This window comes from Microbulbifer sp. YPW16 (assembly GCF_021290385.1).
Taxonomy (GTDB): Bacteria; Pseudomonadota; Gammaproteobacteria; order Pseudomonadales; family Cellvibrionaceae; genus Microbulbifer; species Microbulbifer zhoushanensis.
This window is the reverse complement of sequence record NZ_CP089928.1, coordinates 3,115,246-3,141,917: the sequence shown is the minus strand read 5'-3', so window position 1 is coordinate 3,141,917 and position 26,672 is coordinate 3,115,246. Positions and strand designations below refer to the sequence as shown.

The following is a 26,672-nucleotide window of genomic DNA, read 5'->3' as shown; positions in this document are numbered from 1 at the left end:
CGGATTCCCGTGACCCGGTCAGTGGGCCCGCCCCCCCCTGGGCGGGCCCGGGTTCAGTCGCTGACGGCGCGGAAATGCCGCGGCCGCAGGCCGGCAAACAACAACACCAGGCCGTAGGTACCAGCCCCGGCGGACACCAGGGCCGCCATGCGCCAGCCCCGCTGCCACCAGCTCCAGTCACCCCAGTGGGGCCAGAGGAACAGCGCCGCCACCAGTAGCGCTGCCATGGCCAGGTTGGCCAGCAACAGGCGCACCAGGTAGCCACCCCAGCCGGGCTCGGGACGATAGATGTCATCGCGACGCAGGCCGCGGTAGAGCAGCCAGGCGTTGATCGCCGCTTGCGCCGCGGTAGCCAGCGCCAGGCCCATATGCCCGAGCTGGAAGTAGTGGTGCAGCGGAACCACAAACGCGAGGCTGAGCAGCATCTTGGCGGAGATGGCAATCAGCCCGAAGCGCACCGGGGTATAGGTATCCTGGCGGGCAAAGTAACCCGGCGCCAGCACCTTGATCAGCATGAACGACACCAGCCCCAGGGCGTAGGCACGCAGCGACCAGGCCGCCATTTCCATATCGCGCGGCTCCATCCGCCCGTACTGGAACAGGGTGGTCAGCAGTGGCTCCGCCAGGATCACCAGCGCCACGGCGGCGGGGAACGAGATAAGGGTAACGCTGCGCAGGGCCCAGTCGAGGGTGTGGCGAAAAAGTCGCGGATCGCCGCCGGCGTGATGCCGCGACAGGCTGGGCAGGATAACGGTGCCCACGGCCACCCCGAACACCCCCAGTGGCAGCTCGGTCAGGCGGTCGGAGAAATACAGCCAGGAAACACTGCCCGACGGCAGGAAGGACGCGAGCACCGTATCCAGCACCAGGCTGATCTGGGTCACCGACACGCCGAACAGGGCCGGCGCCATCAGGCGCAGGATCTTACGCACCCCGGGGTAACTCCAGTCCCAGCGGGGCCGCGGCAGCAGGCCCCGGTGCATCAGGAAGGGCAGCTGGAACAGCAACTGCACCACTCCCGCTGCCAGCACCCCCCAGGCCAGCGCCATGATCGGCGGGTCGAACCAGCCGCTGGCCACCGTGGCCGCGGCGATCAACATCACGTTCAACAGCACTGGCGTCAGCGCCGGCACCGCAAACCGGTCGAAACTGTTGAGGATCGAGCCCGCGAAGCCGGTCAGGGAAATCAGCATCAGGTAGGGGAAGGTGATCCGCAGCATATCCGCGGCCAGGGAGAACTTTTCCCGTTCACTGCCATCCCACCACCAGCCGAAGGCAAAAATGCCGGTGATCAGGGGGGCGCAGAGCACCCCGAACAGGGTCACCAGCAACAGCGCCCCGCCCAGCGCACCGGCCACCCGGTCATTCAGCTCCCGGGCGGCGGCCATGCCGCCATTCTGGCGGTACTCTGCCAGCACCGGCACGAATGCCTGGGCAAAAGCACCCTCGGCAAACAGGCGGCGAAAAAAGTTGGGTATCTTGAAAGCGACGAAAAACGCATCGGCGGCATCGCCGGCGCCGGCAAAACGTGCCAGCACCATGTCCCGCGCGAGCCCCATGACACGCGACAGCATAGTCGCGCCGCCCACCACACTGCTGCCCCGCAGCAGGCGGGCGGCACCGGACTTGGGAGGCTGGCTGTCGGCAGTCGGCTGGGACAAAACTGGGCTCCTGCTGGGCTGGGTGAAGTCGCTGGGGGTCGTGGCCGGCAAGTCTACCGCAATTCGCGCTGCGCAGATGCGCGCCGAATTGAGGATCTGTTCCTACCCGTCCCGTGACGGCAAACTATACTCGAAGTGAGATTGTGGCGCGCTGCAGGGGAGTGTCGGCGCGAGGAGGTGATGGATGACATTGAATGCCTTGATTATTGCTCTTGCGCTGGCAGTTTTGCTGTATGTCGCAGTAGTGCTGGGGCCCCGCCCTCCCCGTGTGCGTGTTCGCATAGAGGCGCCGCGGGACCGTCGCTACCGCCGCCTGCATCGCTGAACCCGGCACACTGCCATAATTCGCCACGATTGCGCCGGTAATGGCCACACGAGTGCCATGGCGGCGCCGCCTTGCGGTTGTTCAATAAGTCTCGACCGGGCCGGAAACAGTTCAAGGGCCCACCTAGAGACAAGACTGCAACCACCGCAAGGAGAAAGGACAATGAAAAAGGCAATCATGGCTGTAACCCTGGGCTCACTGATCGCGACCGGCACCCAGGCACAGGACCACGGACAGCAGACCGAGGGATCCCGGCTGACCCCGGCCAAACAGGCTACGGCCTTTACCGGCGCTGCCATCGCCGGTGCCGCGGTCGGCGGGCCGGTAGGCTTTATTGCCGGTGCGCTGGGTGGCGCCTGGCTGGGCGAGCAGATCAAACAAGCAGAAGAGGCGGATATGCTGGCAACACAACTGAACGCGAGCCGCGTCAAGCTGGGCGACCTGGCACAGGAACTGGACGCGGCGCGACTGTCGGCAAATGACGCCAACAAACTCGCGGCGGACTCACTGCAGTTCCAGCTGCTGTTCACCACCGGCGAGGACCGGCTGGAAGATGCCCAGCTGGCCCAGGTGGCGGCCCTCGCCGACTTCCTGCGTCGCCATCCCGATTTACAGGTGCGCCTGGAAGGCCGCGCCGACCCCCGCGGCACCGATGGCTACAACAATGTATTGTCCGACCAGCGCGCCCTGAGTGTACAGCGCGCTCTGGAAGGCCAGGGCATCGACCCCGCCCGCATCAGCCGCCGCGCCATGGGCTCCACCTATTCCCGGGCGCCCCGGGGCGATGCCGACGCCTACGCCATGGAGCGCCGCGTCGATATCTTCTTTGACCTGCCGGACTCAGTGGCCGGCAACTTCTGACCAGCCCCCGCAGGCGGCCCGGTTTAACTGCGTCGCCTGCGGAAAGCACACTCCGCACCGAAATCCATCACCTCTCCATACCTTCGCGGGCCCACGGCCCGCTTTTTTGGCATGGGCGCCGCTTTGCGGCATGATCAACGGCCACCGAGCGGAAACAGAACAGCTGGAAATCCCATGACCGCCACTATCGCCATTGTCGAAGACGAGCGCGCAATCGCCGAGAACTATCGCGATGCCCTGCGCCGCAGCGGCTATGCCGTCAACCTGTACGAGGCCCGTGCCGAGGCCCTGGAGGCATTCCGCCAGCGATTGCCCGACCTGGCCGTGATCGACGTCGGGCTGGGCGCAGAGGTGGAGGGTGGCTTCGAGCTGTGCCGGGAACTGCGGGCCATGGCCCCGACCCTGCCGATACTGTTCCTCACTGCCCGCGATTCGGAGCTGGATATCATCTCCGGCCTGCGCCTGGGTGCCGATGATTACCTGACCAAGGACATTTCCCTGCCCCATATGCAGGCCCGCATCAACGCGCTACTGCGCCGGGTCAGTGTCCTGCGTGACCGCTCCGAGGATGGCGAGCGGCTCGAGCAGGGGAACCTGTCCCTCGACGTGTCGCGCCTGCAGTGCCAGTGGCAGGGGCAACCGGTCGAACTCACCGTGACCGAATTCTGGATCGTGCATGCCCTGGCCAAGCGCCCCGGGCACGTGAAATCCCGCGGGCAGCTGATGGAAGCGGCACGGGTGGTGCTCGACGACAACACCATCACATCGCACGTCAAGCGGATCCGGCGCAAGTTCCAGGCCCTGGATCCGGCCTTCGATGCCATTACCACCGCCTACGGCATGGGCTATCGCTGGCAGGCGTGAGCTGCGGCAGGCCCGATGAGTAAAGAACCAATGGAGCCGGGACAGTGAAACTGCGCCGCCAACTGCTGCTGGTCAGCCTGTTCGCCCTGGCCCTGCCCTGGGCCGGCTGCCAGTACCTGCGCCAGGTGGACAGCGCCCTGGCCCAGGGCCAGATGCAGGCCCTGGAAGCCACCGCCAGCGCCGTGGCGGCGCGCCTGGCCAGCGCACCGCAGCTGATCGCACCGGACCCCGAGCGCCCCGGGCGCCCGCCCGGGGCGCAGTTCTACCTGCACCCGCTGCCGCAGCCGCCGCTGCTGGACGGCTACGGTGACGAGTGGCGCTCCTGGCAGCTGCCGCCGCGCCAGCTGCACGCCGGCGACGGATCCCCCCTGGCCCGGGTGACCATGGGGCGTCACGATGCTTACATTTACCTGCTGCTCACAGTCGCCGACGACACGCCCGCCTACCAGGACCCGCGGACGGGCCTGCTCGCCAGCGGCGATGCGGTGGAGATATACACCGGCGGCCGGCACTACACCCTCCCGGTCGCCAGCCAGGGCAGCGCCACCGCCCTGTGGCGCAACCTGCGCCGCGGCACGCGTGAGCGCGAGCTGCGCCTGCGCGGCCGCTGGACCGCCTCTGCGGACGGCTACCAGCTGGAACTCGCCCTGCCCTATTCCCTCACCGACGGGGAGTTTGCCCTGGCTATCAGTGACCGCGCTGCCAGCGACGGCGCCACCCCACAGAAGCGCGCCAGTACCCTGCCCGCAGACGGGCGGCCCGGCAGGCTGGTACAGCCACTGCCGGACCTGCAGGCCGAGCTCGAACACTTTGCCCGGCCGCAGCTGCAGCTGGTGGTGGTGGACAGCGAGGGATACCGGCTCGCCGCGGTGGGCGAACGGGCCGGCGGCGGGGAACTGGAGCAGCAGCACTGGCTGCGCAACTGGCTCTACCGCCAGTTGCTGTCGCGCACCGCACTGCCGGCAATGCCGGGGGGAAGCCTCCCGGGGGAGCTGGCCCGCGGACGCGACAGGGCGGAACAGTGGTACCAGGGGCCCCGGGAAACCCGCATCGGCGCCGCCGGTGTGCCGGTGATCACCCGTGCCGACAATATCGTCGAGCGACCACTCCTGGGGCGAGTCATCGCCCTGCAGTCCGGCCACGCCCTGCAGTCCCTCACCCAGTCCGCCGCCTACCAGCTGTGGCTGGTGTCCTGCATCGCTGCCGGCAGCGCCCTGCTGTTGCTGCTCGGCTATGCCAGCTGGCTGTCCTGGCGCATCCGGCGCCTGCACCGGGCGGCCCGCAATGCCGTGGATGCCAGCGGCCGCCTGCGCGGCGACTTCCCGCGGGCGCGCATGAACGACGAGCTGGGCGCCCTGAACCGCGCCTTTGCCAGCCTGCTGCAGGAGCTCGACCAGTACCACCAGTACCTGCGCTCCCTGGCCAGCAAGCTCTCCCACGAGCTGCGCACACCGCTGGCGGTGGTGCGGGGCTCCCTGGACAACCTCAGCGCCGGCGAGCTGGACGAGGATAGCCGGCGCTACGCCGAGCGCGCGCTGGAAGGCAGCGGCCGGCTGTCGGGCATCCTCAACAGCCTGTCGGCGGCCAGCCACCTGGAGGCGAGCATCCGCCAGGCGGAGCGCGAACCCGCCGAGCGCAATCGGGAGGAGTTCGAGCTGGACGACCTGCTGCAGGTACTCACCGACAGCTATCGCGATGCCCATCCCGGGCACCGCTTCCGCCTCGCCTGCCCCGCGGGCGCCCAGCGCTGCTACGGCGCACCGGAGCTGCTGGCCCAGCTGCTCGACAAGCTGGTGGACAACGCCACCAGCTTTGCCCCGGAAGGCAGTGAAATCCTGCTGCAGCTGGAGCGGGATGCCGACGCCTACCGTATTTCGGTGAGTAACGACGGCCCCCTGCTGCCGCCGGGCTTCGCCCACAAGCTTTTCGACTCACTGGTCTCGGTCCGCGACGACGGCAGCCGCGCCGGGCACCTGGGGCTGGGGCTGCATATCGCGCGGCTGATTGCCGACTTTCACGGCGGACGGCTGGAGGCGGCTGACCGCGGGGACAGTAGCGGTGTCATCTTCACCCTGCACCTGCCCCGCCGGGATTCGTGAAGGCGGGAGTGCCATGGTGGTTGACAAACAACCAGCCGTGGCGATAATGTCGCGTCCCGATCGGGCCCCGGCCCGTTAGTTACAGATTTATTGAGATTTCCAACAGGAGCAACCGGTGGCCAATTCACCTCAAGCGAAGAAACGCGCGCGCCAGAACGACAAGCGCCGCAACCACAACGCCAGCCTGCGCTCCATGGTGCGCACCTACATCAAGAAGGTAGTTGCGGCCATCGATGCAGGTGATGCAGAAAAAGCCAAGACTGCTTACGCGGAAGCGGTGCCGGTCATCGACCGCATGGCGGACAAGGGCATTATTCACAAGAATAAGGCCGCCCGTCACAAGAGCCGCCTGAACGCCCAGATCAAGGCCCTGGCCGCCTGATCCCGCGTTTCGCGAGCATCAAAAAGCCCCGCCCTGGCGGGGCTTTTTTGTATCTACCCGTCGGCTCTCCGGCCGCACAAGGCCGCAAGCGCGCAGGCTAGAGCAGTATCAGGTTGTCCCGGTGAATCAGCTCGTCGTCGTCGCGGTAACCGAGTAGCTCTGCGAAGCGTTCCGATGGCTGGCCGACGATACGCGCCGCCTCGGCGCTGTCGTAATTTACCAGGCCGCGGGCAATCTCCTCACCCCCGGCATTGCGGCAGGCAACCAGCTCACCGCGATGGAAACGCCCCTCCACACCAGTCACCCCCACGGCCAGCAGGCTCTTGCCCTGCTCCCGCAGCGCCCGCGCAGCACCCTCGTCCAGGACCAGGCTGCCGCGCACCTGTAGCTGGCCGGCCAGCCAGCGCTTGCGGGCCGTCATCGGGTCCGCCTCGGGTAGCAGCAAGGTGCCCAGCTGCTCGCCGGCGCAGACCCGCCGGATCACATCCTCCATCGCCCCGCCGGCGATCACCGTGGCGGCACCGGAACGGGCCGCCAGCTGCGCCGCGCACACCTTGGTGCTCATGCCGCCACGTCCCAGCCCACTGCGCGAGCCGCCGGCCATGGCCACCAGGGACGGGTCGGCCGCGGACGCCTCGCGGATCAGCTCCGCATCGGGATTGTCGCGTGGGTCCTGGGTAAACAGGCCATCGGCATCGGTGAGGATCAGCAGGGTATCGGCCTCCACCAGGTTCGCCACCAGCGCCGCCAGGGTGTCGTTGTCACCAAAGCGAATCTCGTCGGTAACCACCGTGTCGTTTTCATTGATGATAGGCACCGCCCCCAGGGACAGCAGGGTACGCAGGGTACTGCGCGCATTGAGGTAGCGGGTGCGGTTGGAGAGGTCGTCGTGGTCCAGCAGGATCTGTGCGGTGCGGCAGTCGAACTGGCCGAAGGCGTGTTCGTACACCTGCACCAGGTGGCTCTGTCCCACCGCGGCCGCGGCCTGCAACTGGTGGATCGACTCCGGGCGCCGACGCCAGCCGAGGCGATCCATCCCCGCGGCCACGGCCCCGGAGGATACCAGCAGCACCTCGATACCAGCGGCACGCAGGCCGGCGATCTGGGCGACCCAGTTGGCAATGGCGACACGATTGACCCCGCGACCGTTGTCGGTCAGCAGGGCACTGCCGATCTTGATTACCCAGCGCCGGCCGGCGGCGAGCTGTTGCCGAGCTTGCACGTAGATCCCTCCCCAGGAGCGGCCCCCTCGGGCCGGGACATGCCGGGCGAGCCAGGCTCCCGGCAGCATACATGGTGGCCGGTGCGACCGGCCCCTGTGGTTATTGGCGGTATTCTATCTCGACGTCGTGGTCATCGTCGTCCCAGTCGTCATCATCGTCGTCCTTCTCGGCGTGGCGACCCGCACGCTGCGCCTCGCGCACTTCCTGGATACGCTCCCGCGCCTCGCGCTGCATCTGCCGCTGGGCTTCCAGCTCGGCCCCGGCCAGCTCCGGATCTGCCTCTTCCATGGCACGACGCTCATCCAGGTAGTCCATCAGGCGCCCCGCCAGGGCATCGGTACCCTCACCACGGATGGCCGCCACACGGAATACCGGACCCTGCCAGCCCAGCGCCTGCACGATATCGTCGCAGCGCTGGTCGAGCTCGTCGGCGGGCACCAGGTCGGTCTTGTTCAGGACCAGCCAGCGCTCCCGGGCAGCCAGGGTTGGGCTGAAGGATTCCAGCTCGCGCTCGATTGCCAGGGCATTTTCCACCGGGTCGCTGCCATCGAACGGCGCCAGGTCCACCAGGTGCAGCAGGACCCGGCAACGGGTCAGGTGCTTGAGGAAGCGGATACCCAGGCCGGCCCCTTCTGCCGCCCCCTCGATCAGGCCGGGGATATCGGCAATCACGAAGCTGCGATGCCTCTCCACCTTCACCACGCCCAGGTTGGGCACCAGGGTGGTAAACGGGTAGTTCGCCACCTTGGGCTTGGCGGCAGACACCGCGCGGATAAAGGTCGACTTGCCGGCATTGGGCAGGCCCAGCATGCCCACGTCCGCCAACACTTTCAGCTCCAGCTTGAGCTGGCGCTCCTCGCCAGGTGTCCCCTTGGTGGTCTGGCGCGGCGCCCGGTTGGTGCTGGACTTGAAACGGGTATTGCCCAGGCCGTGAAAACCGCCCTGGGCCACCAGCAGGCGCTCACCGGCTGCGGTCATATCGCCGAGGGTCTCGCCGGTCTCGGTATCGATGATGGTTGTCCCTACCGGCACCTTGAGCACCAGGTCCTCGCCCTTGGCACCGGTACAGTTGCGGCCGCGCCCCTGCTCACCGCTGCCGGCGCTATAGCGTGGCTGGTAACGGTAATCCACCAGGGTATTGAGGGACTCGTCCGCCTCCAGGTAGACAGAGCCGCCGTCTCCACCGTCACCGCCGTCCGGACCGCCCTTCTCGACGAACTTCTCCCGGCGAAAGCTCAGGCAGCCGTTGCCACCGTTGCCTGCCTTGACGTAGATGGGCGCCTCATCGACAAATTTCATGATCTCTCCACCGCCGCAGCGGTTGCTGTTCTCTAACGCAGTTTAACCTGCGCAGTGGGGTCTCGCGGCCACGCCGCACAACGAAAAAGCCCCGCTCGGGGGCGGGGCTTTCGGATCGGGTCAGGCAACCGGATTAAGCAGTTTCGATGGAAACGTACTTGCGGTTGCTGGGGCCCTTCACCTCGAACTTCACAACGCCGTCCGCGGTCGCGAACAGGGTGTGGTCCTTGCCCATGCCAACGTTGACGCCAGCGTGGAACTTGGTGCCGCGCTGACGCACGATGATGTTGCCAGCCGCTACAGACTGACCGCCAAAGCGCTTCACGCCCAGGCGTTTACTTTCGGAATCGCGACCATTGCGCGTACTACCGCCAGCTTTCTTGTGTGCCATGAGTCGTTACTCCTCTGCTTATGCCTTGATGCCAGTGATTTTAACTTCGGTGTACCACTGACGGTGGCCCTGACGGGTCATGGAGTGCTTACGACGGCGGAACTTGATGATCCGGACCTTCTCGCCACGGGCGTGGTTGATCACTTCAGCCGTTACTTTCGCGCCATTGACCAGCGGAGCGCCGATGTTCACGTTGTCACCGTCGACAACCATCAGCACCTTGTCAAAATCGATGGATTCGCCGGTGGCGACTTCCAGCTTCTCCAGGCGAAGGACTTCGCCCTCTTCTACGCGGTGCTGCTTACCACCGCTCTCAAAAACTGCGTACATATCTCTTTATGCTCCGAGATGGACGACACGAAGCAGCGGTCGGGATGCCGGAAACCGGACAGTCACAACGCCGCATTTCGGGAGCTTGCGCCGTATATTCAATACCGAATAAACCTTGGTCCCACTGCCGGCCACGGAAGCCAGCCAAAGCGGGGCGCAGATTCTAATCAATTCGCGACATTGATACAATAGCTGCCCTCTTGCCCGCTGGCGGCCTCCCGGCCTTACCGGCCGGCGCAACCATGTGCTGAACAGCCATTCCCATAAAGCAGTATAAGGAAGCCTTGCATGTTGCCTTTCCACCGGGTCGCCGCCGATGATTTCGCCGCCGTCAACCAGCGTATCCTCGACCAGCTGCACTCCGATGTCCCGCTGGTGGAGAATATCGGCCACTACCTGGTTGAAGCCGGGGGCAAGCGCCTGCGGCCGCTGCTGGTGCTGCTGTGTGCCCGGGCCGCGGGCTATCGCGACGACCGGCATATCGACCTGGCCACCATCATCGAGTTCATCCACACCGCCACCCTGCTGCACGACGACGTGGTGGACACCTCGGAGCGGCGCCGTGGCCGCCTGACCGCCAATGCCAGGTGGGGCAATGCGCCGGCGGTACTGGTAGGCGACTTCCTCTACTCCCGCGCCTTCCAGATGATGGTGGCCCTGGAAGACATGGACATCATGGCGATCCTGTCGGAGACCACCAACACCATCGCCGAGGGCGAGGTGCAGCAGCTGGTCAATGCCGGCGATCCCGCGGTCAGCGAGGAGAACTACCTGGCGGTGATCCACAAGAAAACCGGGGCCCTGTTCGAGGCCGCCTGCGAGGCCGCGGCGGTGCTGGCCGGCTGTACCCCGGAGGAGCGAAAGGCCCTGAAACTGTACGGCCGCCACCTGGGCCTGGCCTTCCAGCTGGTGGACGACGCCCTGGATTACCGCGGCGATGCCGAAGAGCTGGGCAAGAATGTCGGTGACGACCTGGCCGAGGGCAAGCCGACCCTGCCCCTGATTTACACCATGGCCCGGGGCACCGAAGCCCAGGCGGCGCTGGTACGCGGGGCCATCGAACAACGCAGCGCGGACAAACTGGGAGAAATCGTCGCGGCCATCGAGGAGTGCGGCGCGCTGGATTACACCATGGAGCGCGCACGGGCGGCGGTGGATGACGCGCGGGACCAGCTGGCCATCCTTCCCGAAAGCGAGCAGAAAACCGCGCTGCAGCAGCTCGCGAGCTTTGCCGTGGAACGCACTGTCTGACACCTGGCCCGCTGGTGCGAACCCAGTGTTAGCCCGGCACCAGGCCGGTATCGGCGAGGGGCGGGCGGAGAAAGGCCCTTAATACACCCCAAACAGAAAGGGCGAACACAAGGTTCGCCCCTACCGCTACTGCCGGATGCCGATCAGCCGCGGATCAGCTGCAGCAGCTCCGCGGTCTTTTCCTTCATCAATGCCTCGTCCCCACGGGATTCGACGTTCAGGCGCACCACCGGCTCGGTATTGGACATGCGCAGGTTGAAGCGCCAGTCGGCAAACGCCACGCTCAGGCCGTCCACGTGCTCCACACTCTCCGCGCCGGGCCCGTACTGCGCCTCGGCCTTTTCCAGCAGCGCCGCCGGGTCCTCGACCTTGGAGTTGATTTCACCGGAACAGGGGAAGGCCGCCATGCGCTCGCCCACCAGCTGTGACAGCGACTTGCCGCTGCGGCTCACCAGCTCGGCCACCAGCAGCCACGGGATCATGCCGCTGTCGCAGTAGGCGAAATCGCGGAAATAGTGGTGCGCGCTCATTTCACCACCGTAGATGGCGTCCTCCTTGCGCATGCGCTCCTTGATAAACGCATGGCCGGTCTTGCTCTGCACCGGCTCGCCGCCGGCCGCAGCGACGATATCTTCGGTGTTCCAGGTCAGGCGCGGGTCATGCACGATCCTGGTCTTCTCGCCACCGGCAGCAGTCCGGCCGTCCTTGAGCAGGAAGGCCTCTGCCAGCAGGCCCACTACGTAATAACCCTCAATGAACTCACCGTTCTCATCGAAGAAGAAACAGCGGTCGAAATCGCCATCCCAGGCAATACCGAAATCAGCGCCACTCTCCTTCACCGCGCGGGAGGTGGACTCCCGGTTCTCGGGCAGGATCGGGTTGGGAATGCCATTGGGGAAAGTCCCATCGGGCTCGTGATGGACACGTACAAATTCAAGCGGCAGGTGCGGCGCCAGTGCATCCACTACAGCACCGGCACCGCCGTTGCCGGCATTGACCACCAGCTTGAGCGGCTTCAGCTCAGCGGTGTCGACATAGCCCAGCAGGTGATTGACGAAATCGGCACGGTGATCGTAAGGCTGCAGCTCGCCACGCTTGCCCACCGGCGGGAAGTCGTTCTCTTCCGCCAGGCGCTTGATGTCCTTCAGGCCGGTATCGCCACTGATGGGACGGCTGCCCGAGCGCACAAACTTCATGCCGTTGTAATCCATCGGGTTGTGGCTGGCGGTGACACAGATACCGCCATCGAAATCCCCGTGGAAGGTCGCGAAATAGATTTCCTCAGTACCGCACTCACCAATATGGAAGACGTCCGCACCGGCATCGCGCAGTCCATTGGCGAGGGCGTCGGTCAGCTCGCCACTGGTCAGCCGGATATCGTGCCCGACCACCACCCGCCGGGCGTCAAGGAATTGCGCAAAGGCGCGGCCCACCCGGTAGGCGATATCCACATTCAGTTCGTCGGGCACGCGGCCCCGCAGGTCATAGGCCTTGAAACAGGTCAGTTCGGTCATGGGTAACAGTGTTTCCTGGTTACGCTGATTGGTTGTTTTGTTCTCAGTTCCCGCCCGCCTGGCCGGGCAGGTAGATATTCTGGTAGACGTGGTTGGTGGCCTCGACAAACCCGTCGACGGAGCCACAATCGAAACGGCGCCCCCTGAAGCGGTAGGCCAGCACACAACCGCGCTGGGCCTGGGCCAGCAGCGCGTCGGTAATCTGCACCTCGCCATTTTTACCTGGGGGTGTCTCGCGCAGGAGGTCGAAGATATCCGGGGTGAGGATATAGCGGCCAATAATGGCCATATTGCTTGGGGCATCCTCGGCGGCAGGTTTTTCCACCATATCGGTGACCTGGTACAGGCCGGGCTTGATCTCATTGCCGGCGATCACACCGAACTTGTGAATCTGGTCCTGCGGCACCTCTTCCACTGCCACGATGCTGCAGCGGAACTGCTGGTAGAGCTGCACCATCTGGCCCAGCACCCCCAGCTCCTCATTCAGGCACAGGTCATCGGCCAGCACCACACCGAAGGCGGCATCGCCGATCAGTCGCTCACCCTGCAGGATAGCGTCGCCGAGGCCGCGCATCTCACCCTGGCGGGTGTAGGAGAAACTGGCCCGGTCAATGACGTTGCGCACCGAGTCCAGATAGCGCTCCTTGCCGGTACCGGCGATCTGGGACTCAAGCTCGAAATTGGTATCGAAGTGATCCTCTATGGCCCGCTTGCCCCTGCCGGTCACGAAACCGATCTCGGTCAGGCCCGCCTCAATCGCCTCCTCCACGCCGTACTGCACCAGCGGTTTATTGACCAGCGGCAGCATCTCCTTGGGCATTGCCTTGGTGGCGGGCAGGAAGCGGGTACCGTAACCGGCTACCGGAAAGAGACATTTCTTCAGCATCTGGACCCCAACATTTTCTGGCACTTCTTGTTCTCATGGCGGGCCCCGGGGCCCGCGCGGACTGGAAAGTTACCACAGAACTGTGAAGCAGATCACCCGCACACCGCCGCTGCCGCCAACTGGTACAGGTACGACTATTGAGCGGGGCATTTGCGGCGTTTGTACCCTGTGATTTAGTCAGCAAGGCCCGTGCCAGTCACAAAAAGGCCGCTGACTGACTGGACAACATTTCCCCAGACTTTAGAATGCCCGCTCTTGCAAAAACGCCCAGTCTTTGTGGCGTGAACACCCAATAAACGGGGACAAAATGAGTAATTTCGTTCAGAAAAGCAGCTATTCCCGTGAAGAATTGCTGGCCTGCTCGCGCGGTGAGATGTTTGGCCCGGGCAACGCCCAGCTGCCTGCACCCAACATGCTGATGCTTGACCGCATCACCCATATCTCCAAGGACGGCGGCGCCTACGGCAAGGGCGAGCTGATTGCCGAGCTCGACATCCACCCGGACCTGTGGTTTTTCGACTGCCACTTCCCCGGCGACCCGGTGATGCCAGGCTGCCTCGGCCTCGACGCCATGTGGCAGCTGCTCGGCTACTTCCTGGCCTGGAAAGGCAATCCCGGCCGCGGCCGTGCACTGGGCTGCGGCGAGGTGAAGTTCACCGGCCAGATCTTACCCACCGCCAAGAAGGTCACCTATCATATCCAGCTGAGCCGCCTGGTAGAGCGCAAGCTGGTAATGGGCATCGGTGACGGCTCGGTAGCGGTCGACGGCCGCGAGATCTACACCGCCAAAGACCTGCGTGTAGGCCTGTTCACCCGTACGGACAACTTTTAGTCCGGCCGGAACCAAACTCCGGGCACAATAACAACGTAAACTGCCGGAAAGCTTTACTGGAGACCACTTATGCGACGGGTAGCCATCACCGGACTCGGTATCACTTCCTGTATCGGCACGGACCTGGAGTCCGTGTCCGCCTCACTGAAAGCGGGCCGCAGCGGCATTCGTGCCAACGAGGAGTATCGCGAACTGGGGCTGCGCAGCCAGGTTGCGGGCCCGGTGGAGATCGATTTCAGGGACCATATCGACCGCAAGCACCTGCGCTTCATGGGCGACTCCGCGGCCTATGCCTATATCGCCATGCAGGAGGCCATCCGCACCTCGGGCCTGGAGGAGAGCGATATCTCCAACCCCCGCACCGGCCTGGTGATGGGCTCTGGCGGCACCTCCACCGCAGCCATTATCGATGCCGCGCAAACCCTGAAGGAGAAAGGCGTGCGCCGCGTCGGTGCCTTCCGGGTGCCGCAGGTAATGGGCAGCACCGTGTCGGCCTGCCTGGCCACGCCGTTCAAGATCAAGGGCGTGAATTACAGCATCTCGTCCGCCTGTGCCACCAGCGCACACTGTATCGGCAACGGTGCCGAGCTTATCCAGATGGGCAAGCAGGACATTGTCTTTGCCGGCGGCGGCGAGGAACTGGCCTGGAGCCTGACGCACCTGTTCGATGCCATGGGTGCCCTGTCGAGCAAGTACAACGACACCCCCGAGCGCGCCTCACGCCCCTATGACGCCGACCGCGACGGTTTTGTAATTGCCGGCGGCGGCGGTTGCCTGGTACTGGAGGAGATGGAGCACGCGAAGGCCCGCGGCGCCACCATTTATGCTGAGCTGACCGGCTATGGCGCCACCTCAGACGGTTACGACATGGTGGCCCCCAGCGGTGAAGGCGCAGTACGCTGCATGCAACAGGCCCTGGCCGGCATGGATGGCAATGGGCTGGAGGGCAGCGTGGATTACATCAATACCCACGGCACCTCGACCCCGGTGGGCGACGTGGCCGAGCTGCGCGCTATGCGCGAGGTGTTTGGCGAGCAGGCCCCGGCTTTCTCCTCCACCAAGTCCCTGACCGGTCACTCCCTGGGCGCTGCCGGTGTGCACGAGGCAATCTACTGCCTGCTGATGATGCAGGAAGGCTTTATCACCGCCTCCGCCAACGTGGAGAACCGTGATGAGCAGGCCGAGGGCATGGACCTGGTCACCGAGCTGCGCAAGACTGAACTGCGCCGCGTGCTGTCCAACAGCTTCGGTTTTGGTGGTACCAACGCCAGCCTGGTGTTCGACAAAGTGTGAGCGATGGGCGGGCGAGAGCCCGCCAGCGCAAATAAAAAGGGCGATCCGGATGGATCGCCCTTTTTTTGTGCCATGGATAACCGGCTACCCGCCGGCCCCCGCCGCGCCCCTTCATGATTTAAGCAAGGGGGTGGCCACGCCGTGTCTCAGCGACCGCTGCCGAGCCTTTCGAGCCACAGCTCTACCTGCCGGGTAAGTCCCTGCCTCCAGCTGCGCTGCTGGATACCAAATACGTCCCGCAGGCTGCTGCAGGCGAGCACCGCGCTGCGGTTACCCACCGGTTCCGCCAGGGGCTCCGGCTCGATCGCACTGCCCTCGTCGAGGAACGACTGGGCCCGCTCGACCGCCTCGCGGGCGAATTCCAGCGCCGTGCAACTGTCGGCAGCACCATAGTGGTAGACACCGGAGCGCGGCGCGCCGCTGGCCAGCTGCTGGGCGACCGCCACCACCACCCGCACCAGGTCCGCGATCGTCACCGGGCTGCCGCGACTCTCATCGTCCACGGCGATGGTGCGGTTCTCCAGCAGCGCCTGCAGCACACGCGCCAGCAGCGCATTTTCACTGCGATCGACCATCCAGCCGAAACGCAGCACCGTGAGGTTGTCGCTACCGGCCAGGGCCTGCTCGCAGGCCAGCCACTGGCGGCCGCTGGCGGACTCGGCATTGGGCTCATCGTCCTCGTCGTAGCGTTTGCGCGCACCCCCGGCGAAAACCCGGTAAGAGGAGATATGCACCAGGTGGCTGTAGTCATCGCGTCGGGCGAGTTCACGACAGACCTGCAGGGCCGTGTCCATGAACTCACTGCCGGCACAGCAGGCAGCGTTGATCACCAGGGCGCCGGGGCGCAACTGGTCGAGTTCACCCGGCCCCAGCATCTGCACGCGAAAGCCCACCCGCTGCAGGCGTTTCTGCAGCGGGGCATCGATGTAGTTGCCGGCACCGATAACGGCGACGGTATCCGGCTGGTAACCCGTGTGATAATCAGGCACGCAGAACCCGCGAATCAGAAGGGAATATCGTCATCGAAGCTGTTGTCGAAACCACCGGCCGGCGCCTGGTTCGGCTGCTGGGACGGCTGATTGGAAGGCGGCTGGTTCGAGGGTGCCATGGGCGAGGGAGCAGAGCGTCCCTGGTTACCCTGTGCATAGGGGTCGCCGCCCTGCTGGAAACCACCCTGGTTCTGCTGGCCGTAACCGCCCTGGTTACCCATGCCCTGGCCACCCATACCCTGGCCGTAGCCGCCCTGGTCACCGCCGCGGCTGTCGAGCATCTGCATTTCGCTGGCAACGATCTCGGTGGTGTAGCGGTCCTGGCCGCTGTTCTTGTCCTGCCACTTGCGCGTGCGCAGTGAGCCCTCAATGTAGACCTTGCTGCCCTTGCGCAGGTACTCGCCGGCGATCTCCGCCAGGCGATTGAAGAACACCACACGGTGCCACTCGGTGCGCTCCTGCTGCTGGCCGGTCTGCTTGTCCTTCCAGGTCTCGGAAGTCGCCAGGTTGACGTTGGTTACCGCACCGCCGCTCGGCATATAGCGGGTCTCCGGGTCTGCGCCCAGATTGCCGATCAGGATGACTTTGTTAATACCCTTGGCCATGGCCCTCTCCTCTTTCGCCCGCGGTACGCCCCGGGCGGCAATTATCAAATGGTCTGAATAGTCTCAGGCTGTCCCTATCACCCGCCGGCGCCAACGTGGCACCAGCGGCAGGTTGCCCCCTGCAACCAGTGTATTTTTATCCAGCAGCATACAACAGTCGCTGCCGGGGTGCCCAGCTCAGCCGGGCGCCAGCTGCCGGCGCCCTTCCAGGAACCACCACAGCAGCCCCCAGGCCAACAGCACCGCGCCACCCAGCGCGGCAACCGAGGGCGCCCCGCCGGCTCCGAACAGGTATCCGCCCAGGCTGCCGCCGGCAAATGCGCCCAGGAACTGGAAAGTCGCGTACAGGCCGCTGGCCGCGCCGCGGGACTCGGCCGGGGCGGTGCGGGTCAGCTGGGCCGGCAACAGTGCCTCCAGCAGGTTGAAGGCAATGAAGAACACCGCCAGCAGGGCCAGCAATCCCGCCGGGCCAACCGGCAGTACCAGGGCGGCGCTGCCGCCCCCAAGTCCCAGCAGGGCCAGCGCCATTGCCCGGGAGACACAGCCCCGGCGCTCCGCCAGGCGCATCAGGGGCAGCATCACCACGAAGGCGCCCAGCATCAGCGGCCCGTATATTTTCCAGTGCGCGGCGCCGGGCACACCCAGCTGTTCCACCAGTACCAGTGGCAGCGGCACAAACAGGGCGGTCAGCAGCAGATGGGAAAAGAACACCCCGCTGACCAGCTGCCAGGTATTGCCGCTGGCCAGCAGCTCCCGGAAGCCGGCACGGTTCACCGCCGGCCGCGCGGCGGCTGCCGGTGTCGGTACCAGGCGCCAGAGCATCAGCATGCCCAGCAGTGCCAGCACGGCGGTCACCCAGAAAATCGCCGCCAGCCCGCCGGCCCCCGCCAGTACCGGGCCCAGCATGACCGCGAGCATAAAGGAAATGCCAATCGCAGCGCCGATCGCCGCCATCGCCTTGCCGCGGTTCTCGTCCCGCGTCAGGTCTGCCATCAGCGCCATGGTGGCGGCGGCAATGGCACCGCAGCCCTGCAGCACCCGGCCGGCGATCAGGCCGTAAACAGAGTCGGTATTGGCTGCCACCACGCTACCCAGGGCAAACACCCCCAGCCCCAGGAAAATGACCGGCTTGCGACCCCAGCGATCCGACAGGATGCCCAGCGGTACCTGCAGCAGGGCCTGGCTGAGCCCGTAGGCCCCCAGGGCGATGCCCAGCAGGAACGGCGTGCTGTGGCTGTAGTCGGCACCGTACACGGACAGCACCGGCAGCACCATAAACAGGCCGAGCATGCGGAATATGTAAAGCGAGGCGAGCCCCATCAGGGCGCGTCGTTCAGTGGCATTCATGGGCAGAGGGATTCATCCGGGGGTCCGGGCGCACAGCTTCAATGGGCGCGCATTGTAACAGCGGCGCGGCCCCGGTTGGGAACCGGAACCGTGCCGTCGAGCCTGCCGTGTTGTCAGCTACGCCCGTATTTGTCTTCGAGGCGGACGATATCGTCTTCCCCCAGGTAGCTGCCGGACTGCACCTCGATAAGCTCCAGCGGGATGGAACCCGGGTTTTCCAGCCGGTGGGTCACGCCCAGGGGGATATAGGTGGATTCATTTTCTGTGACCAGCAGCTCTTCCTCCCCACGGGTGACACGGGCGGTGCCGCGTACCACGATCCAGTGCTCCGCACGGTGGTGGTGCATCTGCAGGGACAGCTGCCGCCCCGGCTTGACCACGATGCGCTTGACCTGGAACCGGGGACCGGCGTCGATGGAGTCGTAGTAACCCCAGGGCCGGTAGACCTTGCGGTGCGCGCGGGCCTCGCCACGGCCGGACTGCTCGAGCCGCCGCACCAGCTTCTTGACTTCCTGCACCCGGCCCTTGTCCGCGATCAACACCGCATCATCGGTGTCCACCACCACCAGGTCGCGCACCCCCAGCAGGCCCACCAGGCGGTTGTCCGCCCGCACCAGGCAGCCACTGGAGTCCTCTGCCAGTACGTCCCCGTGCAGCAGGTTATCGTCACCGTCCTTCTCGGCCAGCTCCCACAGTGCAGACCAGGAGCCCACATCACTCCAGCCGGCGTCCATGGGCACCACTGCCGCAGACTCGGTACGTTCCATCACTGCGTAATCCACCGACTCGCTCTCGCAGGCGGCGAAAGCTGCCGCGTCGACCCGGGTGAAATCCAGGTCCCGCGCCGCACCGGCGAAAGCCGCGCGGCAGGCCTCGAGGATACCCGGCCGGTATTCGCGCAGCTCCTCCAGGTAGCGTGAGGCGCGGAACAGGAACATGCCGCTGTTCCAGCTGTAGTCGCCGCTGTCCAGGTAGCGCTCTGCGGTCGCGGCATCCGGTTTCTCGACAAACTCGGCCACCTTCCAGGCGCCCTCCCCCAGCTCCTCGCCGCGACGGATGTAACCGTAACCGGTCTCGGCACAGGTGGGCACGATGCCGAAAGTGACCAGGTGACCGCGCTCCGCCAGTTCCCGCGCTCCGGCGGCCGCGCGCTCGAAGGCGGGGATATCCGCCACTGCGTGATCGGCCGGCAGCACCAGCAACAGCGGGTCCTCGCCCTCCCCGGCATCCTCGAGTGCCGCCAGCGCCGCCAGAGCAATGGCCGGCGCGGTGTTGCGCGCGCAGGGCTCCAGCAGAATCGACTGCGCCGAGCGACCGACTTCCTGCAGCTGCTCGGCGGCGGCGAAGCGGTGCTCCTCATTGCAGACCAGGATTGGTGCGGCCACACCGGCCACACCGTCCAGGCGCATGGCGGTAGCCTGCAACATGGTGTCGCTGCCAGCCAGCGGCAGGAACTGTTTCGGGTAGGCTTCACGGGAGAGTGGCCACAGGCGCGAACCAGTGCCACCGCAGAGAATCACGGGAATCATGGATATCCGTTCCGGAGGTAAGGGTGATTAATTTGAGGCCAGATTTTGGCACAAGTGCCGGAGAGATTATACTTGCCTGTTTTCCGACCAAACCACAGGATGCTGCGTGGATACGATTTATGTCCGGGGTGCGCGCACCCACAACCTGAAGAATATCGACCTCGATATTCCCCGCGATAAACTTATCGTGATCACCGGACTGTCCGGTTCCGGCAAGTCATCACTGGCTTTCGACACCCTGTATGCCGAGGGCCAGCGCCGCTACGTGGAATCGCTGTCCACCTACGCACGCCAGTTCCTGTCGATGATGGAAAAACCGGACGTGGATACCGTGGAAGGCCTGTCACCGGCCATTTCCATTGAACAGAAGTCCACCTCCCACAACCCGCGCTCCACCGTGGGCACCATTACCGAGATTTACGATTACCTGCGCCTGCTGTTTGCACGGGTCGGCGAGCCGCGCTGCCCGGACCACGCAGAACCCCTGCAGGCCCAGACGGTGAGCCAGATGGTGGACCAGGTACTGGCGCTGCCAGAGGGCAGCAAGCTGATGCTGCTGGCACCGGTGGTGCGCGACCGCAAGGGTGAGCACCTGCATGTCTTCGAGCGGCTGCGCCGCGACGGTTTTGTGCGCGCACGGATCGACGGTGTGGTCTGCGACCTGGACGACACCCCCAAGCTCGACAAGCGTCGCAAGCACACCGTCGAGGTGGTGGTGGACCGGTTCAAGGTGCGCCCCGACCTGCAGCTGCGTTTGGCCGAATCCTTCGAGACCGCCCTAGCCCTGACCGAGGGCATCGCCTCCATCAGCTTTATGGACGGCGACCAGGAAGACCGCCTGTTTTCCGCCCGCCACGCCTGTCCGGTGTGTGATTACTCACTGAACGAGCTGGAACCTCGGCTGTTCTCGTTCAATAACCCGGCCGGCGCCTGCCCCAGCTGTGATGGCCTGGGGGTCAAGCAGTTCTTCGACGAGGACAAGGTGATCCTGGATGCGGAGAGCAGCATCTCCGAGGGCGCGATCCGCGGCTGGGACCGCCGCAATATCTACTACTATCACATGCTCGATTCTCTGGCCGAGCACTACGGCTTCGACCTGGACAAGCCGTGGAACAAACTCCGCAAGGCCCATCGCGAGGTGATCCTCCACGGCAGCGGCGACGAGGTGATCGACTTCAGCTACGTCAATGACCGTGGCGATGTCACCGTGCGCCGGCACACCTTCGAGGGCATCATCCCCAACTTCCAGCGCCGCTACCGCGACACCGAATCACAGTCGGTACGCGACGAACTGGCAAAATACCTCAGCACCCAGAACTGCCCCGAGTGCAGCGGTACCCGCCTGCGCCGCGAGGCGCGCAACGTGTTCGTGGACAACCGTACCCTGGCGCAACTCACCGAGCTGCCCGTGGGCGATGCCTTTGACTACTTCGACCACCAGCTTACCTTCCAGGGCGCACAGAAAGAGATTGCCGACAAGATCCTCAAGGAGCTGCGGGATCGCTTCCGCTTTCTGGTAGATGTGGGCCTCAACTACCTGACCCTGAATCGCAGCGCCGAAACCCTGTCCGGCGGCGAGGCCCAGCGTATCCGCCTGGCCAGCCAGATCGGGGCCGGTCTTGTCGGCGTGATGTATATCCTCGACGAGCCCTCCATCGGCCTGCACCAGCGCGACAACGAACGCCTGCTGGCCACCCTCACCCACCTGCGCGACCTGGGCAACACGGTGATCGTGGTGGAGCACGATGAGGACGCCATCCGCAGCGCGGACTACATCGTCGATATCGGCCCCGGCGCCGGCGTGCACGGCGGCGAAGTGGTGGCCGCCGGACCGGCCGAGGCTATTACCGCCTGTGAGCGCTCACTTACCGGCCAGTACCTGTCCGGTGCCAAGGAAATTGCCGTCCCCGAGGAACGCTACCTGCCCGACCCGGAATACAAACTGCGTATCGAGGGCGCCAGCGGCAACAACCTCAAGGAGGTCGACCTGGAGATCCCGGTGGGCCTGCTCACCTGTGTCACCGGGGTATCCGGCTCCGGCAAGTCCACCCTGATCAATGCCACCCTCTACCCGCTGGCGGCGACGGCGCTGAACAAGGCCACCACCCTCAAGGCCGCGCCCCATGCCGCGGTGCACGGCCTGGAGCATTTCGACAAGTGCGTGGATATCGACCAGAGCCCGATCGGCCGCACGCCGCGCTCGAACCCCGCCACCTACACCGGGATCTTCACCCCGATCCGCGAGCTGTTCGCCGGCACCCAGGAGGCGCGCTCGCGGGGCTACAAGCCCGGCCGCTTCAGCTTCAACGTCAAGGGCGGCCGCTGTGAGGCCTGCCAGGGGGATGGGGTGATCAAGGTGGAGATGCACTTCCTGCCCGATATCTATGTGCCCTGCGACACCTGCAAGGGCAAGCGCTATAACCGCGAGACCCTCGAGGTGCACTACAAGGGCAAGAACATCAATGAAGTCCTCGAGATGACCGTGGAGGAGGCCCGGGAGTTCTTCGACCCGGTGCCGGCTATTGCCAAGAAATTGCAGACACTGATGGATGTGGGCCTGTCCTATATCAAGCTGGGCCAGGCGGCCACCACGCTTTCCGGCGGCGAGGCACAGCGGGTCAAGCTGTCCCGCGAGCTGTCCAAGCGGGACACCGGCCAGACCCTGTATATCCTCGACGAGCCCACCACCGGCCTGCACTTTGCCGATATCCAGTTGCTGCTGGACGTCCTGCACCGGCTGCGGGACCACGGCAATACCGTGGTAGTGATCGAGCACAACCTGGATGTCATCAAGACCGCCGACTGGATTGTCGACCTGGGCCCGGAGGGCGGCTCCGGCGGCGGCGAGATCATCGCCACCGGCAGCCCGGAGGAAGTGGCGGAGATGGAGGTATCCCACACCGGTCGCTTCCTGAAGCCGATGCTGCAATAACGGGGCTGTTGACGGTGATAGAGACGGCGCGACTGCGACTGCGAAAGTTCACGCTGGACGATGCACCCGGTTTCTATGCCCTCAGCGCAGACCCCGAGGTGGTCCGCTACACCGGCCAGGCCCCGTTCAGCTCTCTGGCCGAGGCCACCCGGGCCCTGGAAGACAAGCCATTGCGCGATTACCGCGAGCGGGGCTTCGGCCGGCTGGCCTGTATCGAGAAAAGCACGGGCAACCTGATCGGCTTCTGCGGCCTGAAGTTTGTACCGGAAATCGAAGAGGTGGATATAGGCTACCGCTTCCTGCCCGCGTACTGGGGACGGGGGCTGGCTACCGAATCGGCGCAGGCTGTGATGGCCTGCGGTCGCGGGGAAATGGGCCTGCGACGGATTGTGGGGCTTGTGCAGCCGGCAAATACTGGCTCTGCCCGGGTGCTGCAAAAACTGGGCATGCGGTTCGAGCGGGAATTCGATTTGACCCCGGAGGAAACGGGACTGCACCTCTACGCCAGATAAATACAGAACATAAAAATAATGAAAATCACCAGGCACCTGAGTATCGGCCCCGCTACCATGGTAGCGGCCGCTTTCATCGGCCCCGGCACCGTGGTCACCGCCAGCCTCGCCGGCGCCAACTATGGCTACGCCCTGCTCTGGGCATTGCTGTTCGCGGTACTGGCCAGCATCGTGCTGCAGGAGATGGCGGCACGCCTGGGCGTGGTGACCGGCCGTGGCCTGGGGGAGAATATCCGTGAATCCTTTCGCCGGCCGCTGCCGCGCTTCGCCGCCATCGCCCTGGTGGCCAGCGCCATCCTGGTGGGCAATGCCGCCTACCAGGGCGGCAATATCGCCGGCGCCGGTATGGGCCTTCGCGCCCTCACCGGTGATGGGGACCCATCCCGCTGGGGCTTCAACCCCTGGGCAGTGTTGATCGCCCTGGTGGCGTTTGCGCTGCTGTGGAGCGGCAGCTACCGACTGGTGGAAAAAACCCTGGTCGCCCTGGTGGGCCTGATGAGCCTGGCCTTCCTTGCCACCTTCCTGATCAGCCGGCCCGATATCCCCGCGCTGTTCCAGGGACTGCTGGTACCGCGGATTCCGGAGGGCGCAACCCTGACCGTCATCGCCCTGGTGGGGACCACGGTGGTGCCCTACAACCTGTTCCTGCACAGTGCCAGCGCCAGCCGCAGGTGGCGGCATCCACGCGACCTTCCCAGCGCGCGCAGCGACATCCTGTTTTCCATTCCCCTCGGTGGACTGATCTCCATGGCCATCGTCGCCACCGCTGCGGCCGCCTTCTTCAGGCACCAGCTGGCGTTGCAGGGCGCGGCCGATATCGCCACCTCAATGCGGCCGCTGTTCGGCGACCTGGCCACCGCAATGATGGGAGTCGGCCTGTTCGCCGCGGGCATATCCTCAGCGGTTACCGCCCCGCTGGCAGCGGCCTACGCCCTGGGCGGCGTCCTGGGCCTGCGCCCCGACCTCAGGTCCGCGGGCTTTCGCAGCCTGTGGATAGCGGTACTGGTTACCGGCGCGGGAGTGGCCACGCTGGAGCTGGAGCCGGTGCAGGTAATCTGGTTTGCCCAGGTCGCCAACGGCCTGTTGCTGCCGGTCGTTACCGGCTTCCTGCTGTGGGAGATGAATACCCCCAGGCTGGGCGAGTACCGCAACTCGCGCTGGCAGAACCTGGCCGGGCTGCTGGTATTGCTGGTAACGGTAATGCTCGGCGGCCGCAGCCTGATGTCGGCATTCGGGCTGCTCTGACAGCAACTCGTCCGCGGGCGCTCCCGCCCAGTCGGGGGAAGCGGCTTGCCTGTTTATCACTCCTGCCCCGGGCGATACCGACGTGTGACATGGGATTCCAGTGCCGCCCGCTCGAAGTGCACCGGTCGCAGCTTCTCCGCGGCAAACAGCGGCGCCTGGTCTGCGTAGTGCGGGGATGTATGGTCCAGGGTGGCTGAACCGAAGTTATGCACGGCGCGCGAGCGCACCCGCCCCTCATCGTCCCAGGCGACCACCATGATGTACCCGTCGCCGGCGCGATTCTCCAGCTCACCCGCGCCATTCAGTGGCCCACCGTAGACCGCGCGCAATGTGTCCGGCCCGCCGTTCAACGGCCAGCCCTGCCCACCGCGGACATGGCGATTGACCGCGCCATAGGGCACCTCGACATTGCCATGATGCTCGACCAGCTGATCCACCGCCCGGCGGAATGCCAGCCCGATCACAGTATCGGAAACCGCTTCGTTCCCGGCGTCCTGCACCGGCTGCAGCGTCAGCACGGCCAGGGCCGCCTGCCGGTTGTCGCGGGACGTGGAAAGGTCCCACCGGGCCAGCGCAGCCAGCGCCGAGTGATAGGGCTCACGCAATAAATCTGCGGGTTTTTCACTGGCCAGCCAGCGACGCAACGCTTTCACCTGGTAGGAGTCCGGGTGGTAGCGGTGGTCGAATTTGAGCCGCTCGAATTCTTCCGCAGAGATTTTCTGCTCGGCACCGTAAAGGGCCTCGATCTGCAGGGCCCGGTTGGTGACCCGGGTTTCGATGCCCATGCTGTCCGGATAGTCCTCGGCCCAGGCATCGTCGTCGCCGTCGGTGGCCTGGAACGGGGCATTGTTGGCGTTGTAGACCAGGCCGGAGACGGGATTAACCGTCCTGGGCACCGCGCTGAAATCCCGGTACCGCTGCCAGATAAGTTCGGAGCGATCGCCGGGCAGGATTTTCTGCCAGTCCCAGCCCCCGATGCGCTCGGGAAACATGGCGTTGTAGTAGTGGGCGATGTTGCCCGCCTTGTCGGCATAGATGTAATTGATGCTGGGCATGGCCTGCATCTGCAGGGCAGCCTCGAACTCCTCCCGGTCCTTAGCCCGGTTCAGGGCCAGCATAAAATCCAGTGTGCGGATTTCTCCCATGCCGGCCCAGCGCACCGCGTAAACTCCGTGTTCCGTTTCCAGCACCGGGCCGTGCTCGGCAATTTTTATCGGCCGCTGCACCGTCCAGTGGAAAGGCCCCCAGAGCCTGACGGTGATCTTCGCCGTGCGTTCCCTGTATTTGCGCCACTCACCATCCAGCCGGTACTCCGCGGGGTTATCGGGGTTGATGGTGAGGCGATAGATATCCACCAGGTCCGGCTTGTTGACGGTGTTGGACCAGCCGATATTTGCATTGTGCCCGTGAATAATCACCGGGGCCCCGGGAAAAGTCGCGCCGGCCATATTCCAGCCCTCGCCTGAATGCAGCCGGGCCTCGTACCAGGCCACCGGACCGGTCAGGGGCTGGTGGGAGTTCACCAGCAGCCGGGTGGCACCATCGGCAGAGCGGTGTGGTGCCACGGCAATGCCCTGGCTGCCGACAGGCAGGCGCTGCTGTGGCTGCCAGGTCAGGGAGGCCTCTCCGGTGCGCGCAACCTCGTGGGGTGCATCGGGGTCCAGCAGCATGCCCAGCGTCTCGTCGAAGCCGTAGAACATGGGGGTCTTGAAGGTAAAGCCGGCCACCAGGTCCTGCCCGGTCACCGGCAACAGATAACGGGAAACCCGCTCCGGGTTCCGGGCGGCATAGAGGTTGAGGCCTGCGGCATAGGCCTCGGCCACCGCACGTGTCTGCGCCGGCAAGGTGGCGTAACCGCGCTCGATGGCCGGCCAGATACCCATCCACTGGGCCAGGTAATCGGTCCTGGCGGCGGCCATGCCTTTCTCCGCCGCCAGAGTGCCGCGCGTGGCGAGGATCACATCCTGGATGGTGGCGAAGTCATCCTCGGCATGGGCATAAGCGAGCCCGAAGGCCACATCCGGGTCGGTGCTGCCGTAGATATGCGGCACTCCCCACTGGTCCCGCAGTATCTCCACATCATAACGCCCTGCAGCGGCAGTAAAGCCATGCCGTTCCAGCTGGGTTTCGATCCCCGGGGGCAGGCTCAGGAAAGCCACCAGAAGTGCCGCGGGAGCTGCCATCGCCACCAACCAGAGCAGGCGTTTTAACCGGACCATAGACTCACCAGGATTATTGTTATTGCTGCCAGTGTCCCCCACCCGTGACGCCGGGTAAAGCCTGCCGGAACTGGTGGCAATCA

22 protein-coding genes are annotated in these 26,672 nt (G+C 65.2%); 10 read left to right on the top strand and 12 right to left on the bottom strand.

Translation table 11 applies throughout. The annotated features are described in order from the left end of the window. Nucleotides 1-53: 53 nt before the first annotated feature. Nucleotides 54-1,661, bottom strand: coding sequence for a murein biosynthesis integral membrane protein MurJ (gene murJ, locus LVE68_RS13635; RefSeq protein ID WP_255701139.1), 1,608 nt, complete (start codon nucleotides 1,659-1,661; stop codon nucleotides 54-56). Between the two features lie 487 nt (nucleotides 1,662-2,148). On the opposite strand from murJ, the gene LVE68_RS13630 reads away from it, so the two are divergent. The 4 genes from LVE68_RS13630 (at nucleotide 2,149) to rpsT (ending at nucleotide 6,192) form a co-directional block, all read left to right on the top strand. Further along, nucleotides 2,149-2,847, top strand: coding sequence for an OmpA family protein (locus tag LVE68_RS13630; RefSeq protein WP_232940934.1), 699 nt, complete (start codon nucleotides 2,149-2,151; stop codon nucleotides 2,845-2,847). Between the two features lie 174 nt (nucleotides 2,848-3,021). Continuing rightward, on the top strand, nucleotides 3,022-3,711 hold the full coding sequence (pdsR, locus tag LVE68_RS13625) for a proteobacterial dedicated sortase system response regulator (RefSeq protein ID WP_232940933.1): 690 nt from the start codon (nucleotides 3,022-3,024) through the stop codon (nucleotides 3,709-3,711). 44 nt (nucleotides 3,712-3,755) lie between these two features. Then, on the top strand, nucleotides 3,756-5,810 hold the full coding sequence (locus LVE68_RS13620) for an ATP-binding protein (RefSeq protein WP_232940932.1): 2,055 nt from the start codon (nucleotides 3,756-3,758) through the stop codon (nucleotides 5,808-5,810). A gap of 115 nt (nucleotides 5,811-5,925) precedes the next feature. Then, nucleotides 5,926-6,192 (top strand): 30S ribosomal protein S20, encoded by a 267-nt coding sequence (gene rpsT / locus LVE68_RS13615; RefSeq protein ID WP_091517007.1) that lies wholly within the window; start codon nucleotides 5,926-5,928, stop codon nucleotides 6,190-6,192. A gap of 97 nt (nucleotides 6,193-6,289) precedes the next feature. Here rpsT and proB read toward each other — a convergent pair whose 3' ends face one another. The 4 genes from proB to rplU all read right to left on the bottom strand — a co-directional run bounded on the left by proB (nucleotide 6,290) and on the right by rplU (nucleotide 9,435). Continuing rightward, nucleotides 6,290-7,414, bottom strand: coding sequence for a glutamate 5-kinase (gene proB / locus LVE68_RS13610; protein ID WP_232940931.1), 1,125 nt, complete (start codon nucleotides 7,412-7,414; stop codon nucleotides 6,290-6,292). A gap of 100 nt (nucleotides 7,415-7,514) precedes the next feature. Continuing rightward, nucleotides 7,515-8,714: an Obg family GTPase CgtA gene (gene cgtA, locus LVE68_RS13605; protein WP_232940930.1), complete on the bottom strand. Its 1,200-nt coding sequence runs from the start codon at nucleotides 8,712-8,714 to the stop codon at nucleotides 7,515-7,517. Between the two features lie 133 nt (nucleotides 8,715-8,847). Continuing rightward, a complete protein-coding gene (gene rpmA, locus LVE68_RS13600; protein ID WP_232940929.1) occupies nucleotides 8,848-9,105 on the bottom strand; it encodes a 50S ribosomal protein L27 in 258 nt (85 codons plus the stop codon). Nucleotides 9,106-9,123: 18 nt separating this feature from the next. Then, on the bottom strand, nucleotides 9,124-9,435 hold the full coding sequence (gene rplU, locus LVE68_RS13595; RefSeq protein ID WP_232940928.1) for a 50S ribosomal protein L21: 312 nt from the start codon (nucleotides 9,433-9,435) through the stop codon (nucleotides 9,124-9,126). 288 nt (nucleotides 9,436-9,723) lie between these two features. On the opposite strand from rplU, the gene ispB reads away from it, so the two are divergent. Continuing rightward, complete coding sequence (ispB, locus tag LVE68_RS13590) at nucleotides 9,724-10,686, top strand: octaprenyl diphosphate synthase (protein WP_232940927.1); 963 nt, start codon at nucleotides 9,724-9,726, stop codon at nucleotides 10,684-10,686. Nucleotides 10,687-10,829: 143 nt separating this feature from the next. On the opposite strand, the gene LVE68_RS13585 is transcribed toward ispB, so the two are convergent. Together LVE68_RS13585 and galU are read right to left on the bottom strand one after the other, a co-directional pair. Continuing rightward, nucleotides 10,830-12,200, bottom strand: coding sequence for a phosphomannomutase (locus tag LVE68_RS13585; protein ID WP_232940926.1), 1,371 nt, complete (start codon nucleotides 12,198-12,200; stop codon nucleotides 10,830-10,832). A gap of 43 nt (nucleotides 12,201-12,243) precedes the next feature. Then, complete coding sequence (gene galU / locus LVE68_RS13580) at nucleotides 12,244-13,086, bottom strand: UTP--glucose-1-phosphate uridylyltransferase GalU (protein ID WP_232940925.1); 843 nt, start codon at nucleotides 13,084-13,086, stop codon at nucleotides 12,244-12,246. Between the two features lie 307 nt (nucleotides 13,087-13,393). Between galU and fabA the strand changes: the two genes are divergently transcribed. Next, complete coding sequence (gene fabA / locus LVE68_RS13575; RefSeq protein ID WP_232940924.1) at nucleotides 13,394-13,918, top strand: 3-hydroxyacyl-[acyl-carrier-protein] dehydratase FabA; 525 nt, start codon at nucleotides 13,394-13,396, stop codon at nucleotides 13,916-13,918. A gap of 69 nt (nucleotides 13,919-13,987) precedes the next feature. Then, nucleotides 13,988-15,211: a beta-ketoacyl-ACP synthase I gene (gene fabB / locus LVE68_RS13570; RefSeq protein WP_232940923.1), complete on the top strand. Its 1,224-nt coding sequence runs from the start codon at nucleotides 13,988-13,990 to the stop codon at nucleotides 15,209-15,211. A 146-nt stretch (nucleotides 15,212-15,357) separates the two neighbouring features. Here the strand turns inward: fabB and LVE68_RS13565 are convergent, their stop codons facing one another. The 4 genes from LVE68_RS13565 to LVE68_RS13550 all read right to left on the bottom strand — a co-directional run bounded on the left by LVE68_RS13565 (nucleotide 15,358) and on the right by LVE68_RS13550 (nucleotide 19,681). Continuing rightward, complete coding sequence (locus tag LVE68_RS13565) at nucleotides 15,358-16,200, bottom strand: sugar nucleotide-binding protein (RefSeq protein ID WP_232940922.1); 843 nt, start codon at nucleotides 16,198-16,200, stop codon at nucleotides 15,358-15,360. A 14-nt stretch (nucleotides 16,201-16,214) separates the two neighbouring features. After that, nucleotides 16,215-16,805 (bottom strand): single-stranded DNA-binding protein, encoded by a 591-nt coding sequence (gene ssb / locus LVE68_RS13560; protein ID WP_232940921.1) that lies wholly within the window; start codon nucleotides 16,803-16,805, stop codon nucleotides 16,215-16,217. Nucleotides 16,806-16,982: 177 nt separating this feature from the next. Further along, the gene (locus tag LVE68_RS13555) at nucleotides 16,983-18,152 is read right to left on the bottom strand and encodes an MFS transporter (RefSeq protein WP_232940920.1); all 1,170 of its coding nucleotides are present in this window, start codon (nucleotides 18,150-18,152) and stop codon (nucleotides 16,983-16,985) included. 113 nt (nucleotides 18,153-18,265) lie between these two features. Further along, nucleotides 18,266-19,681 (bottom strand): mannose-1-phosphate guanylyltransferase/mannose-6-phosphate isomerase, encoded by a 1,416-nt coding sequence (locus LVE68_RS13550; protein ID WP_232940919.1) that lies wholly within the window; start codon nucleotides 19,679-19,681, stop codon nucleotides 18,266-18,268. A 106-nt stretch (nucleotides 19,682-19,787) separates the two neighbouring features. Between LVE68_RS13550 and uvrA the strand changes: the two genes are divergently transcribed. The 3 genes from uvrA to LVE68_RS13535 are packed head-to-tail and all read left to right on the top strand — an operon-like array spanning nucleotide 19,788 to nucleotide 24,370. Then, entirely contained in the window at nucleotides 19,788-22,613 is a 2,826-nt protein-coding gene (gene uvrA, locus LVE68_RS13545) for an excinuclease ABC subunit UvrA (RefSeq protein ID WP_232940918.1), read from the top strand. 14 nt (nucleotides 22,614-22,627) lie between these two features. Continuing rightward, nucleotides 22,628-23,125 carry a GNAT family N-acetyltransferase gene (locus LVE68_RS13540; protein WP_233006721.1) on the top strand — a complete coding sequence of 166 codons (498 nt, stop codon included), beginning with the start codon at nucleotides 22,628-22,630 and terminating at the stop codon, nucleotides 23,123-23,125. Nucleotides 23,126-23,143: 18 nt separating this feature from the next. Beyond that, nucleotides 23,144-24,370, top strand: coding sequence for an Nramp family divalent metal transporter (locus LVE68_RS13535; protein ID WP_232940917.1), 1,227 nt, complete (start codon nucleotides 23,144-23,146; stop codon nucleotides 24,368-24,370). 56 nt (nucleotides 24,371-24,426) lie between these two features. Here LVE68_RS13535 and LVE68_RS13530 read toward each other — a convergent pair whose 3' ends face one another. After that, nucleotides 24,427-26,589, bottom strand: coding sequence for a penicillin acylase family protein (locus LVE68_RS13530; protein ID WP_232940916.1), 2,163 nt, complete (start codon nucleotides 26,587-26,589; stop codon nucleotides 24,427-24,429). Between the last annotated feature and the right edge of the window lie 83 nt (nucleotides 26,590-26,672).